Source organism: Siminovitchia fortis, from assembly GCF_007681465.1.
GTDB lineage: Bacteria > Bacillota > Bacilli > Bacillales > Bacillaceae_C > Siminovitchia > Siminovitchia fortis.
On the sequence record NZ_VEKZ01000024.1, the window covers coordinates 19,988 to 35,476 of the forward strand.

The following is a 15,489-nucleotide window of genomic DNA, read 5'->3' on the forward strand; positions in this document are numbered from 1 at the left end:
GTCCGAAAATCCGAATCGTGGATAGTGCCGCCAATCCAGATACAAACTACCGAGGACGTCCAGTAAAAAACTGGGAAAGCATCATCCGCTCTCCCGGTTTTCCTCCTTACTCATCACTTTTTCTGGCAATAAATGGCCACCAATTCGCTTTCCCCAACATGTTAATCAATACTGGAACAAACAGCGGCAAAATCACCAAGGCATAGAATAATAGACCAGATAATACTAAAGTAGCAATCTGCAGCATCGACAGAACGCCCGAAGGCAGCATGGCCGCAAAGGTTCCCGCCAAGATGACGGCAGCGCTCATGATGACGGTGCCCATGTTTTTCATGGCGAGGATGATGCCTGTTTTGACATCCAGCTCCTTATATTCTGAAAAGCGGTCCATCAGAAAGATGGAGTAGTCGACGCCTAGAGCGATCAAAATGACGAAGCCGAAAAACGGCGTGACCCAGTTGATGCCCGGATAGCCAAGTATATTGACAAAAATCACTTCGGTCATGGCGATGGAAGAATAATAGGTTAAAAGAAGCGATGCAATGATATACACCGGCATGACGAGTGATCGCAGCAACACAACCAAAATCAGGACGATTCCGACCATCATAAAGGTGACGGTTTTCGTATAATCCGAGTCGGACATGGACTCCAGGTCGCGGTTCATGCTTGTGACGCCGCCGATTCCGACGTTCGCCTGTTCGAGCTTCGTATCTTTCGTTGCGTTTGCAATTGTATCTTCAATGCTTGAAATCATATCCATGGACCGCTTCGCATATGGATTGGAATCAAGCACGATATCCATAGTCGTCATTTTTCCATCAGCGGACATGTAAATGTCATACACGCGCTGAAAATCTTTGTCCGCCAGCAGTTGATCCGGAATATAAATGCCGGATTGCTGCAAATCTGTATCTTCCGCTATGTCGTCCAGATGCTTTTTCGCTTCTCCGAACCCGTCTTCAATTTTTCCAAGCCCGTCAGTGCTTTGTGATAGGCCGTCGCCCAATTGATCAAGCTGATCGCCCATCTGTCCGAATCCGGATTGAAGTTTTTCCTGGCCGTCTGCAATTTCTCCCATGCCTGCTGCAATGGAAGGGATTTTTTCAACGACCTGATGCTGGCCTGATGTCGCTTGCCCCAAGCCTGATTCCAATTCGCCCAATCCTTTTTCCACTTCTTTCAGACCTGCCGAAAATTGGCCTAAGCCTTCAACGACTTCAGACAGATGCCCGTTTGCCGTTGCCAAGCCTGATTGGACCTTGCCCAATTCTCCGTTCAAAGCCGAAACAGTTCCACCGGCTATGGCCACCTGTTTCGTCGCATTTTCGATCCGCGACTGGATATCAGCCAAATTTGGATCACCGGCAATTTCTGGGTGATTCTGAACCAGCTTGCCAAGCGGTTCCCCTAGACCAGCAAGCTGCTGCTGGGCTTCCTCCAGACCTGCAGGCACTTTTCCGTATTCAGTGATCAGTTTTTCAAGCCCGGATTGCGCTTCCTTATACCCGTTCAGCAATTCCCGGGTTCCTGACTGAAGTTCCGCTGCCTGGCTGCTCGCCTGCGCCACCCCTTTTTTCAATTCGCCCGCACCGGATGTACCTTGCCGGATCCCTTTTTCAATTTCACTCAACGCGTTTTGCAATTGGCCGACACCTGATTGAAGCTCTTTTGTTCCGGCTGTCAAATCGCCGATGCCCGCCGTTGCTTTTTCCATTTCCGGCTTGGAATCTTTGATGGAGGAAGCCGCTTCATTCAGCCCATCCTTGATCTTTGATATGCCTTCCGTTCCTTCTCCGATCCCTTTTCCAAGTTCATCCGCCTGTTTTTTCACGTAAATCTCTTCGATTTTATCGCCTGTCGGCCGCGTGACACTGCGGACCTTTTCTACATGATCCAGTTTATCAAGATCATTTCCGATTGACTCGATCAGCGTCAAATACTCTTTCGATTTCATCGAATCATCGTTTTCAAGTACCACTTGAATCGGCATGATCTCGCCAGGCCCGAAGCTGTCAGCCACGATATTGAATCCTTTGACAGACTCGTATTCATCGCCGATTTCGTCCAGCGAGTTAAAAGAAAGGTCGCCGTCATAACTGACTAGAAGCGGAACGGTAAATATGGCCACAATCCCCAGGGCAATCAGAGGGCGGGTAATCGCAAGGTTCCCCATCCATCCCCAAATCCGGCTTTCTTTGTGGGAAATGTCTTTTTTAACCGGCCAAAAAAGAGCCTTTTTCAATGTCATCATAAAAAACGGAACAAGCGTAAACAATGCGATCATCAACACTAAAACACCGACTGCAACTCCTACCGCGGACTGATACAGCTTGAATGTCGCAAAGCCGATCGAAGCAAAACCGATCATAACGGCAACCGCACTGTAAATGACCGTTTTTCCGGCGGTCTTATAAGTGGCTGCAATGGCGGACGGAATATCCTGCCCTGCCGACAATTCTTCTTTATAGCGGCTCAGCAGCAAGATACAGTAGTCTGTTCCGACACCGAACAGTACCGCTACCATGAATGTCTGTGTAAAATTGGAGACCGGGAAATCCAGCTTATCCACCAAAAATGCCACAACTGTCGAGCTCACCAAGTACGTCATTCCAACCGTCAACAGCGGCACGAACGGAGCGACCGCCGACCTGAAAACAAGAAGCAGGACGACCATGATAAAGATGACTGTGATCACTTCCGTTTTTTTCAGGCCTTTTTCAGAACTGATGATCACATCTTCATTGATCAGCGAATTCCCTGTCATGTATGTGTCAACGTTCTTTGTTTTTATTTCCTTTTCCAAGGGACTGCGGACATCCTTTACTTCTCTGCCGCCCATCTTGACATCAACCAATGCGATGACGGTATTGCCGTCTTTTGAGACAAGCTGGCTCTCCAATTCCTTGTCATCAAAATGGGAGGTAATGTCGCTGATGCCCAGTTCGGATTTTTTCTTTTCCAAATGGCCTATCGTTGCATGGATATTTTTAAGCTGTGAATCGGACAGTTTTTTATCATCATGGAATACAACGATGAACGCTTCGGTGCCTGCTTCTTCCGATGAATGTTTGTCGATAATATCTGATGCAACCGAAGAAGGGTAGCCGTCTGCGATTGCAAGCTGTCCTTTATCTCTGACAAGCTGGTTCATATCCGGTGATTTGATGATCAAAGCAACAGCCGCAACGATCCATAAGGCTAAAACAACCCACCTGAAACGTAAAATGGTTCTCATTGTTTTTCTCCTTCGTATTTCTCAATATAAGTGGCAATTTTCTCAAATACATTTAAGAAATTCTCCATCTCTCCCTTTGGGATATCACGAATAATCGCTTCAACAAATTCGTTGATTTTGCCTTCAAGTGTCCGGTAAAACTCCTTTCCTTTTTCAGAAACCCTCAAATATACATTTCTGCGGTCCCCTTCATCCCTTTCACGTTCCAGCAAACCTTTTTTCACTAGCTTATCGACCCGTACTGTAATGGCGCTTCTATGTACAAAAAGCAGATCGGCCAATTCAGAAGCGCGGATCGGCCCGTTTCTGTAAACCATACGGATGAGTGTAAATTGTTCAAGGGACAATTCCTGTAAAAGCTGTTCCGGCACAAGGGTCGACATCCCCTTTCGTCCGTGCAGCATAATACTCATGAACCGCTCGAAAATGAATTGATTATTATCCAAATTAATTCTCCCCTTTAATAGTTGACCCCATAAACTATATAAAAAAAGAAGGGGCGTGTCAATGTAAAAAATTTGGGGCCAGGCCCCCGGTGCGTTAACGCGTTAATACGTTAATACAGCGGGGGACAGGCCCCAAATCAATTAAAATGCTGTCATTTTATCGGCAGGATTCGTCCTTTCCCGCTTTCTCCGGCCAACGATCTCTTTATCAAAATAGCCAAGGTGCAAAACACCGACGATTTTTTCGCCCGGCTCCACTCCAATGGCTGATCGGAATTTCGGATCATGGATGTGAGCCGGCGTTTTCCAGCAGACGCCCAATTCTTTTTCCCAGGCAAGCAGCTGGAAGTTCTGCAGCAGGCAGCTTGTTGCAGCAAAATCCTCTTCCCACACTTTTTGGCGCGGGTCGGCATTCATCACCGCGATTAAAAATGCAGGCACCTCTTCAAATTTCCTTCTTGTCGCAGCATGTTTGGCAGGCTCCTGGCACTCCAGGACCGCCTCGATAAAAGCATCCTTCCGGTCTTCTGAAACGAAGATGAACCGCCACGGCTCCCGGTTTTTATGGTTGGGCGCCCAAACAGCTTCCTCCAGCAGCGATAAAACGAGCTCCTGGCTCACTTCTTTATCGATAAAACCTGTTTTTACAGAAGTTCTGTTACGAATGATATCCGCAATCGAGTTTGTCGCAAGCACTTATACATTACCCCCAAGTTGTAATTGAGAATCTCTATCATTTATCATATCATGAACGGCTTAATTTCGGAAGGGTTCACCCTTTGATCAAAGGAGCAGCTGGAGGACGGCGACTTGAAATCTTATATGCCTTTAAGACTCTCCTTGCAGAAACCGCGACATCTTCTATGTTGCTGTGGATGATTGCAATCGGTTCATCTTTTTTCACTTCATCCCCGATTTTTTTACGTAGAACAATGCCGACGCTCAAGTCGATCACTGAATCCTTTGCAGCGCGGCCCGCCCCAAGAAGCATGGCTGCTGTCCCGATTTCATCAGCGGCAATTCCTTCAACGAAACCGGCCGCCCCTGATAAAACCGGGATCTTATACTTGGCGTCAGGCAGCTTCTCCGGATGGTCTACAACCGAAGCATCCCCGCCTTGCGCCGATAAAAAGGTTTTGAAAACCTCGAGCGCCTTTCCGTTTTCGATGGCTTCCTCCAGCATGGCGCGCGCCTCCGCCTCTGTCTGCGCTTTTCCCGCAAGGACAACCATCTTGCTGCCAAGAACGAGGCACAGCTCATACAAATCAGCGGGGCCGTTCCCTTTCAATGTATCGATCGCTTCTTTCACTTCCAACGCATTTCCGACTGCATATCCAAGCGGCTGATTCATATCAGAAATCACTGCGGCTGTTTTTCTTCCGACCTGTTCCCCGATTTCAACCATAGTGGAAGCAAGGTCTTGGGCATCTTTCATCTCTTTCATAAAAGCGCCGGATCCCACTTTTACATCCAACACAATGGCATCCGCACCAGCCGCAATTTTTTTGCTCATGATGGAGCTTGCAATGAGAGGAATTGAATTGACGGTTGCGGTCACATCACGCAGACTGTAAATTTTTTTGTCAGCCGGTGCGAGATTGCCGGATTGGCCGACAACCGCCAGTTTATTTTTATTCACCAGGCCGATGAATTGCTCCTCGGATACTTCCACGTGAAAACCCGGTACCGCTTCTAACTTATCGATCGTTCCGCCTGTATGGCCAAGCCCCCTCCCGGACATTTTCGCTACCGGAACACCGGCCGCAGCTACAAGCGGCGCTAAAATCAAAGTGGTTGTATCTCCCACTCCTCCTGTGGAATGTTTATCGACCTTGACTCCGTGAATTTTGGATAAATCGATTTGGTCCCCCGATTCCGCCATGGCCATTGTCAGTTCCGCCGTCTCTTCCGCCGTCATTCCCTGGAAATAGACAGCCATCAAAAAAGCAGACATCTGGTAATCAGGGATTTCATCCTTTATGTAACCGTCTATTACAAACCGAATTTCCTCGGGCGTAAGGTTCAGTCCGTTTCTCTTTTTCTCAATCATATCAACCATGCGCATAATCCCTCACTCCTTTGGCAAAATATCCGTTAATGTGATTATCAATTGAATATCGTGCCTTGTCAAAAAGATGCTTTACAAACAAAGAAACACCAACTATAATAAATATATAAACTTACTAAAAGTAACCTAATGAGGAGGAGTAACAAAGATGGCCAATTCTACATGGACACTTGATAAAGCACACAGTGAAATTGAATTTTCAATCCGCCACATGATGATTTCCAGGGTTAAAGGAGCATTCAGGGATTTTGATGCTGAAATTGAGGCGGACCCTGCAGATCTCACAACTGCAAAAATTCAATTTACCATTGACATTGCAAGCATTGACACAGGAAACGAGGATCGTGATAACCATCTCCGTTCCGCCGATTTTTTTGAAGTGGAAAAATATCCGAAACTTACTTTCACTTCAACTTCCATTGAAAAGCAAGGCGACGATTACGCTGTAACAGGTGATGTTTCCATGCACGGCGTGACAAAACCCGAAACATTCACCGTAACATCCGGCGGTGTGGTGAAAGACCCTATGAGCGGCGCGCAAAAAGCCGGTTTCAGCGTAGAGGGGAAAATCAAACGAAGCGACTACGGCTTGACATGGAATGCTCCCCTCGAAACAGGCGGAGTGCTTGTCAGCGATGAAGTAAAAATCAACATGGAAATCCAGGCGTCAAAAGCGGAATAAAAGTTCAAATCAAAACAACCACGTGAAGATTTCGCGTGGTTGTTTGTATTATTCCGTGTCTCTCACTCTTTTTTGATCCTGCAGGAGATCCCTGATTTCAGACAACAGTTCAATTTCCGGATCAACTTTCGGCTCTTCCTCCGTCTTTTCTTCTTCTTTCTGGATTTTCAATTTGGCCAGCAGCTTAATAAAAATGAAAATGGACATTGAAATGATTAAGAAATCAACAACACTTTGGATAAATATGCCGTATTCAATCACAACATCCCCTATTTTAACGGACAATTTTTCAAAACTGTAGCCTCCGAGAAGCACCCCGACAAGCGGCATGATGATATTTTCTACCAATGAGGAAACAATTTTTCCAAAGGCACCGCCGATCACAACGGCGACAGCCAAATCCAATACATTTCCTTGAACGGCAAACTTCTTAAAATCTTCCCACATTCAAATCAACCTTTCAAAAAAGACATACTATCATTCTACAAAAACATCGAAATATCTCAACACAAGAAATATATTCCAGCTATCTGTTGCAAGAAAAGCGGCTTTCAGAGAAAATAATGATACAAAGAGAGAATTAAGAGGTATGAGTATGGAAAATATACGAAGTTCGAAGAGTATAGCCAGCTGGATTCCACCCATCCTGCTTGCCTTGGGGCTGGTGATTGTCATCAGGACTTTCCTGTTTTCTCCGATGATTGTTGACGGAGCTTCAATGGAGCCGACACTCCATGATCATGAAAGAATCATCGTCAGTAAAACGATTTCTTGGACAGGTGACGTAAATAGAGGCGATATTGTCATCATCAAAGGGGATGACCGAAAAACCAATTATGTAAAAAGAGCCATCGGGCTTCCCGGCGACATCATTGAAATGAAAGATGACCAGCTATTTATCAATGAGCAGCTGGTGAAGGAACCTTATCTTAAAGAAAATATGAAAGCTGCAAAAGAAAAAGGCACCAATCTGACTGAAGACTTCGGGCCGATCACTGTTCCCGAAAACAGCTTTTTTGTCATGGGGGATAACCGCTTCAACAGCATTGACAGCCGCAGCAGGCTCGGATTTTCCCTCGGCTTCATTGAGAGGGACCGGATTATCGGGAAAAGCAAATTCGTTTTATTCCCTTTCAAAAATATCAGAGCGACGAAGTAGAAATGCTTCGCAATCCCGTGTTCCGGTCATTTTAACTTTATACTAAAGCAAAAAAGCGAGGAGCCGGGACCCCTCACTTTTTTAACTGCTCATCTTATAAATATTATATTGATTTTTCCCATTTCCCTTTGATTCATAAAGCGCACGGTCCGCTTTATCATAAAGACTCTCAACATCATCTTCGTCATTTGCCATCGCGATGCCGACGCTGATGGTTATGTCAATATGATTCGTTTCGCGGATATCCCGGAACCGCCGCCGCATTCGTTCAATAAGCTCGGAAGCGGCCTTTTTCAATTCCTCTTCTTTGATGTCCGGATAGATCACGACAAATTCATCACCGCCCAATCTGGCGGCATGGTTTTCTTTTCCTGCGGTTACAAGGATTTCGTGGGCTGCTGCTTTGAGCATGTTATCTCCTTCGGTATGGCCCAAGCTGTCATTCACCATTTTGAAATTATCAAGGTCTATCATCATCAATGCGAGATTGCCTTTCTTTTTCCCTTGATATTCTTTGACCAGTTCCTCAAAAGACGCTCTATTGTTCAGCCCCGTCAAAGGATCATGGAAAGCGAGATACATCGGCCTTGCCACCTGCCGGGCAATGATGAGCGAAATGATGATGGCTGCAATGAAAATGACAAAAAGCTGGATGAAAAACTCCCTGAGGCTTTGGTTTAGCGCATCGTTCAAATCATCTTTATTATAAGCGATTTCAACAACCCGGCTGGTGGAATATCCTCTTTGTTCCTCGGCCTTATACGGCACATAATGATATGTAACTTTTCTCCCATTCATCTCCTGTTCTGTCTCTTTGGTTTTTCCAGATTTCAAGGCTTTTCGGAATGTTTCCCACTTATCTGTCGAATTCCTTAGATCGTCTTCGCCTTTCTTGGAACTCCCCAGGATAAATCCGCCGCTATTGTAAACCTTGATGGACTCAACCATGGAAAACCGCTCTTCCAATTCCTTTTCGACTTGTAAAAAGTTGAAGTGTTTAAAAATCTCGCCGTCTTCCAAAGAAACACCCAGTTCAATCATATATTTCCTGTCCGGTGTAGGCATATAGCTGAACTTCTTTATTTCCCGGCTGCTTTGCGCTATATCCATGCCATCGTGTGTAAATGTACCTCCGTGCCGCCGCTGGTTCAGCAAATTGGAGAAATTGGCGCAGCAAGCGCGAAAGTCAAGGCCGATATCATCTTTTTCACTGCTGTATACAACGACATTCCGGTTATCGAGGATGTATACATCCATTTTATATTTCTCTTTTAAACTGTTAAAATCCCATTTATCAAAATCCGGTTTTTTTTCATATAAAGAAATCAATTCCTTCGAATTCTCTTCCATCATTTTCGCCATGTCCTTGTCAAACAGCATATACGCCTTGTCGATGGAATTCAAAGAACTCAGTATATTATCTTCAATCATGCTAAGCTTCAATTCATGTTCATCAAACAGTTTGTTCCTGATCTTTTCCTGGTTGATTAAAGCGACTACCAGCGATATGAAAATGGAGAACGCTATCATAATCAAGGTTAGCTGCAGTCTGAAATTTTTTTTCAAGAGAGGCTGCACTCCTTTTAATGAACAGAGATGATTAGGACTATTATACTATCATTTGGAAGAATAGGAAATAACCAATCGTACTTAAGGTTGATAATCTTGTGCATTTAAGAAAAGCACAAGCGCCTTGCCCATCGACGTATAGACTGAAATGCGGAAGACGGCCGTTTAGGGGCGACAAGCGACCTCGAGCCCCTGCCGTCTGAAGCTAGACACTGGAGTGCCTCCGACGAGATAAAGGATAAGGAAAGGCGGAGAGTGCCTGCTTATCGGCGCAAAGCTAGACTACGCTTGCGAAGGCGTAGTTTGCCTTCAGCAGCGACGTCCTGTCGCTTCGCCTGCACTAGGACGTCCTGTCCGTCGGAGCCGGTGTTGACTTATCGTAGGAAAGCTACTACTTGAAATGGCCTCGGGTGATGCTTCCTCGAGTTGGCGTCGTGCAGCTTTGCTATGATGTTCGCCAAACATCCTCGAATAGGCTACGCCGCAGGAGCACACCAGGTGTGAAGTCTGCTAGTCGATAGGCACTGGCCGCCTTAAAGCGCCACGTCCTGTGGCGCCGGCGGCACTAGGACCTCCTGTCCGTCGAAGCTGACAACAAAAGGCTTTGTTCAAAATTTTAAAGCTAAAGCATCCTATACTTTCTTACTCAGTTAAAAAAAAGCCCGACTCAATAGTTTTATTACAATCCACAAGACTTTTTTCTCAATTATTGAAATATTAGACTGGATAACACCAAAAAATGACAAAAAATGCTAAAATGGGCACTATCTTGGAAAAAGGCGGTGGTTATGATAAAAAAATCGATATTCTGCCTTGCTTCGCTGCTCCTTGTTTTTTTGCATACAAATCATATTACAGCTGAAGCAGCAGGCACCATTCAGATCGCAGTCCATAAGGCGAATATTCGCAGCGAGCCGTCCAATACGGCCAGTGTCATTGCGCAAGCAGACAGGAACGAACAATTTCAAGTACTGCAGGAAAAATTCGGTTGGTATGAGGTTCAACTACCGGGCGGCCGCACAGGTTGGGTTGCCGGATATATTGTCGGAAATGGCGTTCAAAACACTGGAGAAGCCAAAATGGGTACAGTTTCAGCCGATCATGTCCATGTCCGAAACAGCCCTTCCCTATCCGCCGGCATTATCGGCAAATTACATAAAGGAGACCAGGTGGCAGTAACGAGTGAAAGCAACGGCTGGGCGAACATTACATACCGCAATCAAAGCGCCTGGGTAAGCCGGCAATACATCCAATTTTCCGGCGAAGCAAGTGCAAATAAAAGCGAGTCTTCCGGAGCCAATGGATTCGCCTATATTTCTACCGACCAGACCAATCTCCGGGCCGGCGCTGATACGTCAGCCCCTGTTATAACAAAAGGCTCGCCGGGAGAAAGATATCCGATTACCGGGCAGGAAGGCGACTGGTACAAAATTACGCTGGCAAGCGGCAGGGAGGCATATGTGGCGAGCTGGGTCGTTTCATCCGGCAAAAATACATCGGCAACCGTGAATCCGGCTGCAAAATCAGTAAGTCAAGCCCCGGGACTTGCCGGAAAAACAATCGTTCTTGACGCGGGGCATGGCGGCCATGATCCGGGAGCAGCCAACGATACAGGCGTATCCGAGAAACAGCTGACGATGAAAACGGCGAAGCGTCTTGAACAAAAACTAAATGCAGCAGGGGCGAATGTCATTTTAACGCGGGAAGATGATCAGTACGTCACTCTCGACTCGCGTGCTTCAGCTGCAAACAACAGCAATGCCGATGCATTCATCAGCGTACATTACGACAGCTCCACAAACCCTGATGCGAACGGAGTCACTGCGTATTATCACCACGGATACCAGTACGACCTTGCCAGCAATGTCAATCAAACACTCGACGAGTCACTGTCTCTGAACAACCGGGGAACGCGCTTTGGCGACTATCATGTGATCAGGGAAAACAGCAGGCCGGCAGCTTTGCTTGAACTCGGCTATTTGAGCAACCCCCAGGAAGGACAATATGTTACGACAGATTCATACCAGGAACTTGTTTCAAACAGCATTTATAATGGATTGGAATCTTATTTTGAATAAAAAACGAGGCGGACTCCCCGCCTCGTTTTTTACATTTCTTCGGTGTCGATATTCAACTTTTCTCCCGGATTCGTTGCAAGGGAAGCTACAATCATGACGACAAAGCTTGCCGGAAGTTAATTCCGGGAGTTCTCCTTCTCCTGCTGCCGCCTTTTTTTCAGGGCAATGAGTGTAATCATTTCATAAATAACTGCCGATGCCAGCACAGCAGTGATTTCGTTGGCATCATAAGCCGGAAGCACTTCCACCAGGTCAAATCCGACAACATCGAGCCCGTCCAGTCCACGGACGTATTCCAGTGCCTCGTAGCTTGTCGGACCTCCGACTTCAGGCGTACCTGTACCAGGCGCAAAGGCCGGGTCAACGAAATCGATGTCATAAGTGACGAATACCGGGCGGTCCTTCACGCGTTCATGGATTCTTTTCATGACGTTTTCGAAACCGATTTGGCGGACTTCCTTCATCGGAATGACTTCAAAGCCAAGATCTCTTGCATCCTCGATGTCTCCTGGTCCGTAAAGCGGTCCTCTCATGCCGACCTGGATGGAATGCTCCATATCGAGGAGCCCCTCCTCGGCTGCACGCCTGAACGGGGTTCCGTGCATATATTTTTCGCCGTAGTAATGCTCCCAAGTGTCGCCATGGGAATCAAAATGGACGAGCGCGATTTTGCCGTATCTTTTATGGAAAGCACGAAGGTTGCCCAATGTGATCGAATGGTCTCCCCCCATAATGACAGGGATGACATTTTTCTCAAGCAGCGGCGTCAGTCCTTCGACCATGCTTTCATAAGTGCGGAGCGCATTTCCCGGAATGACGTTGATATCCCCGTAGTCGACCCCTGAGCAATATTCGAATATATCAATATCCATATCCGGATTGTAGGGACGGAGAAGGACGGAAAAATCACGAATATGCTGGGGGCCGAACCGCTGTCCTGTCCGGTTGGATGCTGCCGTGTCAAAAGGAACGCCAAGTACAGCGAAATCTATATCGTCAGTCGTTCTGACCTGCTCTAATCTCATAAAAGTCCTGTTTCCTACGAAACGGGGAGATTGTGATGAGTCTTTCGGTTTATACATATAATATTCCTCCTAAAATCCATTCTGCAGATGTTTCTGTTTTTATACGAAGCAAAAAACGTGCCAACTATAAAATCCTATTCCTTTTGTTCCTTTTGGATTTTCTAAGAAAAGCGCAAGGCGCGCAGCCTTAGGCGTAAAGCTAGACTACGCTTCCGAAGGCGTAGTTTGCCTTCATCAGCGATTGGCTTAATCCTTGCGCCGATGGCGCCTGAAGCTGGACATATCACATCATCATTCCGTATAGAAACTTTCTTAAACAGCGAGAAAAAAATCCGCATTTGCATCAACAAACGGATTATTGATGCAAATGCGGATTGTGATTCGGTTATGAATTAATTCCGTATTTTTGAAGCTTCCTGACAACGCTCGACTGGCTGATCCCGAGATAGTCAGCCATTTCATACGTAGTTTTATATTGTCTGTATGCCCTTTTCAGCCAACGGATTTCCACGTTTTGGATTGCTTCCTGGAGATTTTCCGCCTGCTCGGGGATCTCTTCTGCTTCCTGTTCATCAGCAACTGAACGGGCCTCCTTCGTATGAAACGGAAGGGCGCTTGGATAAATGATCCGATTTTCTGTCGTAATCACGAGGCGCTCCATTAAATTTTCCAGTTCCCTGACGTTTCCCGGCCAGCTATAGTCGAGCATTTCATGGATCGTCGTCGCATGAAGCACTTTATCCGTTCCGTATTTTTCATTGAACATCCCAAGAAAATACTCGCATAACTGCAGCAGGTCATCCTTCCGCTCCCTTAAAGGAGGAACGGTAATCGGCACAACATTCAGCCGGTAAAAAAGATCTTCGCGGAATGTCCCTTCCTTCACCATCTCTGCCAGATCCCTGTTCGTAGAAGCGATGATTCGAAAATCGATCTGTTTGGGCTGCGTCCCGCCAACCCTTGTCATTTTTTTCTCCTGAATCACTTTCAGCAGCTTGGCCTGAAGGTTTAACGGCAGCTCTCCCACTTCGTCCAGAAACAACGTCCCTTTATTGGCCAGCTCTATGAGGCCTGGTTTCCCTTCCCTGTTCGCCCCTGTAAAAGCACCTTTCTCATATCCGAACATTTCGGATTCAAAAAGCGATTCCGGAATAGCGCCGCAGTTTACTTCAATAAAAGCTTCCTTGCTCCGATTGCTTTTTTCATGAATAGCCCTTGCAAAAACATTTTTCCCGACTCCGGATTCCCCCAGAAACATAACGGTCGCATCAGACGGAGCCACCCTTTGAATAAGCTGCCAGACATTATTCATCTCCTTGCTTTTTAGCACAATGCCATCTGTATGCTGTTCCTTATCCCGTAACTCCTGGATTTCCGACTGATAATATTCCATCTTTGCCCGCAGTTCTTCGTAATCTTCTTTGATCTGCCTGAGCTCGGTCAGATCATGGGAAAAGCTGATGACCCTTATCATTTCGCCGCTTTCGTCAAACACGGGCAGGGCGGTTGCCATGACGGAGCGGCCCGTCAGCGTATGCTGCATGACTTGGACTTCTTTTTTCTCCTGAAGCACCCTTTTGGTGACTGAAGGTGAAAAAACCTCCATCTTTTCCAGTTCGTCCACCGTCTTACCAATTAACTCTTCATTTTTCATTCCGTAAATGAATTGACAGTTGGGACTGCTCCTCAACACTTTCCCCTGCCCATCCGTGATCACAATATTATCGTTAGATGCTTCAAGAATTGCCCTTAATTCCAGCTCACGAATGTCTTCTTCCATCTTTTATTATCACTCCCTGCACCAGGGGGCCTGTCCCCCTATCCCTGCAGTCATTTTATCACGAGAGATTTGAATAGTGAAAATGTAGGGGCATATCCGACTTTCTTACTAAGGTGTCGGCAGCCTTTTTCTTTGGGTTCAACAGGAAAAACGGACTATTTTTTATTGTTCAGAAACCTTTTATCCAGTAAACCGTAATTTTTACAAAGGAGGTTTACATATGGCTGCTTCTGATTTGCAAAATGACAAAATGGGTTTCGGATGTATGACGTCGATTTTGGCGGTCTTCGCTTCCATCATTTTTTTCATAAAAGGCTATGCATGGATAGGATGGCTTTGCATAATCCCTACCCTCTTCCTCAATCTCATATCTTTTCTCAAATATTCTAAAGGCATCAAAAGAAATAGAGAAGAACTTTCGAAACAACTGGAAAATCTGAAACCGAAAACCGGCAACTTCAAAGCGGGGCAGACATTCATCTCATCCAACCAATTGACGAAAATCGCCGTGGACGAACAGGCAAAACGGATTTGTATATGGGCGCCTGAAAATCCGGATACTTCAGCAGCCCTGGCGGGAATGGCATATGAAGCATTTGAATACGATTACTCTGATATTTTGGCGGTGGAAATGTCAGAAGACGGGGTATCCTTAGGAACCAAATCAAGCCAATCCCAAACAGCCCGTTCCCTATTGGAGGGCTTTATTTCCAAGGCAGACGGCACATTCATCGGCGGTGCGCAGCCGGCTGAAAAAAAGAAAAAGAATGTGGACTCATTGGACTTGACGATCATTGTAAACAGTCCGGCCCGCCCTCTGCATACAATCAACTTTTTTACATTTATAAGCGAAGGCAGTCAGCCTCCGCTGAAAAAAGGCTCCCCGGCCTATCGGGAACATATCAATAGGCTGAGACACTGGTATATGCTGCTAAGCTTTGTTATGCAAGAATCAACCGAGGAGGATAAGCCGGTGCATGAAACTGTGCTAAACGATATCCTTCCTGATATAGATACTTTATCCGCGATGGATGAATTGCTGGAGGAAAGCAAGCGAAGGCAGCAAGGAGGATAAAATTGACGTTTAAATTGCCGGCAGCTGAACATTCGCCGGCAATTTTATATGTTCCCAGGCATAGGAAAGAGGTATTCGGGCGATTTTGACAAATTCATGTAATCGCCTGTTATTTTCTTGAAAATTTTCAAGGAAAATGTTGACAGCTATGACAAAAGTCAGTAATCTAAACTTAAGTGAATAAGACGAAATTCCTATGAAGGAAGCAATGAAGTACGGCCTCATATATGGGCACCTGGGCCGTATGGAGCAAGTGGTGCAACCGGCCTTTCCGAATCTATTTGGAGAGGCTTTTTTTTATTACAATTTTCTACAATTTTAACTTATAATGAGGTAAATAATGGTAATTGCAGAAGGGCGGTCCGCCAT

Annotated in this window: 12 protein-coding genes and 1 riboswitch; of the genes, 4 read left to right on the forward strand and 8 right to left on the reverse strand. The window is 46.0% G+C overall.

What is annotated here, in order from left to right; translation table 11 throughout:
• Window positions 1–106: 106 nt before the first annotated feature.
• The 4 genes from FS666_RS09760 to FS666_RS09775 all read right to left on the reverse strand — a co-directional run bounded on the left by FS666_RS09760 (window position 107) and on the right by FS666_RS09775 (window position 5,749).
• Complete coding sequence (locus FS666_RS09760) at window positions 107–3,238, reverse strand: MMPL family transporter (protein WP_144461895.1); 3,132 nt, start codon at window positions 3,236–3,238, stop codon at window positions 107–109.
• Window positions 3,235–3,684, reverse strand: a complete 450-nt coding sequence (locus FS666_RS09765) for a MarR family winged helix-turn-helix transcriptional regulator (RefSeq protein ID WP_144461896.1) — start codon at window positions 3,682–3,684, stop codon at window positions 3,235–3,237. Before FS666_RS09765 ends, FS666_RS09760 begins: the two co-directional genes overlap by 4 nt.
• A 141-nt stretch (window positions 3,685–3,825) precedes the next feature.
• A complete protein-coding gene (locus FS666_RS09770) occupies window positions 3,826–4,380 on the reverse strand; it encodes a nitroreductase family protein (protein WP_144461897.1) in 555 nt (184 codons plus the stop codon).
• A gap of 76 nt (window positions 4,381–4,456) precedes the next feature.
• Complete coding sequence (locus tag FS666_RS09775; RefSeq protein WP_144461898.1) at window positions 4,457–5,749, reverse strand: pyrimidine-nucleoside phosphorylase; 1,293 nt, start codon at window positions 5,747–5,749, stop codon at window positions 4,457–4,459.
• 151 nt (window positions 5,750–5,900) lie between these two features.
• Here FS666_RS09775 and FS666_RS09780 point away from each other — a divergent pair, with 151 nt between their 5' ends.
• The gene (locus FS666_RS09780; protein WP_144461900.1) at window positions 5,901–6,434 is read left to right on the forward strand and encodes a YceI family protein; all 534 of its coding nucleotides are present in this window, start codon (window positions 5,901–5,903) and stop codon (window positions 6,432–6,434) included.
• A 48-nt stretch (window positions 6,435–6,482) separates the two neighbouring features.
• Here FS666_RS09780 and mscL read toward each other — a convergent pair whose 3' ends face one another.
• Window positions 6,483–6,881, reverse strand: coding sequence for a large conductance mechanosensitive channel protein MscL (gene mscL, locus FS666_RS09785; RefSeq protein WP_120070584.1), 399 nt, complete (start codon window positions 6,879–6,881; stop codon window positions 6,483–6,485).
• Between the two features lie 148 nt (window positions 6,882–7,029).
• Between mscL and lepB the strand changes: the two genes are divergently transcribed.
• Window positions 7,030–7,593 carry a signal peptidase I gene (lepB, locus tag FS666_RS09790; protein ID WP_390615269.1) on the forward strand — a complete coding sequence of 188 codons (564 nt, stop codon included), beginning with the start codon at window positions 7,030–7,032 and terminating at the stop codon, window positions 7,591–7,593.
• An 81-nt stretch (window positions 7,594–7,674) separates the two neighbouring features.
• On the opposite strand, the gene FS666_RS09795 is transcribed toward lepB, so the two are convergent.
• A complete protein-coding gene (locus FS666_RS09795) occupies window positions 7,675–9,159 on the reverse strand; it encodes a GGDEF domain-containing protein (protein WP_144461902.1) in 1,485 nt (494 codons plus the stop codon).
• A gap of 791 nt (window positions 9,160–9,950) precedes the next feature.
• Here FS666_RS09795 and FS666_RS09800 point away from each other — a divergent pair.
• A complete protein-coding gene (locus tag FS666_RS09800) occupies window positions 9,951–11,240 on the forward strand; it encodes an N-acetylmuramoyl-L-alanine amidase family protein (protein ID WP_186306523.1) in 1,290 nt (429 codons plus the stop codon).
• 116 nt (window positions 11,241–11,356) lie between these two features.
• Here the strand turns inward: FS666_RS09800 and speB are convergent, their stop codons facing one another.
• Both speB and FS666_RS09810 read right to left on the reverse strand, forming a co-directional pair.
• A complete protein-coding gene (gene speB / locus FS666_RS09805; RefSeq protein WP_144461906.1) occupies window positions 11,357–12,322 on the reverse strand; it encodes an agmatinase in 966 nt (321 codons plus the stop codon).
• A 328-nt stretch (window positions 12,323–12,650) separates the two neighbouring features.
• Entirely contained in the window at window positions 12,651–14,045 is a 1,395-nt protein-coding gene (locus FS666_RS09810; protein WP_144461907.1) for a sigma-54 interaction domain-containing protein, read from the reverse strand.
• 220 nt (window positions 14,046–14,265) lie between these two features.
• Here FS666_RS09810 and FS666_RS09815 point away from each other — a divergent pair, with 220 nt between their 5' ends.
• Window positions 14,266–15,120 carry a hypothetical protein gene (locus FS666_RS09815; protein WP_144461908.1) on the forward strand — a complete coding sequence of 285 codons (855 nt, stop codon included), beginning with the start codon at window positions 14,266–14,268 and terminating at the stop codon, window positions 15,118–15,120.
• A 192-nt stretch (window positions 15,121–15,312) separates the two neighbouring features.
• A riboswitch (cyclic di-GMP riboswitch) is annotated at window positions 15,313–15,397 on the forward strand.
• Window positions 15,398–15,489 lie beyond the last annotated feature (92 nt).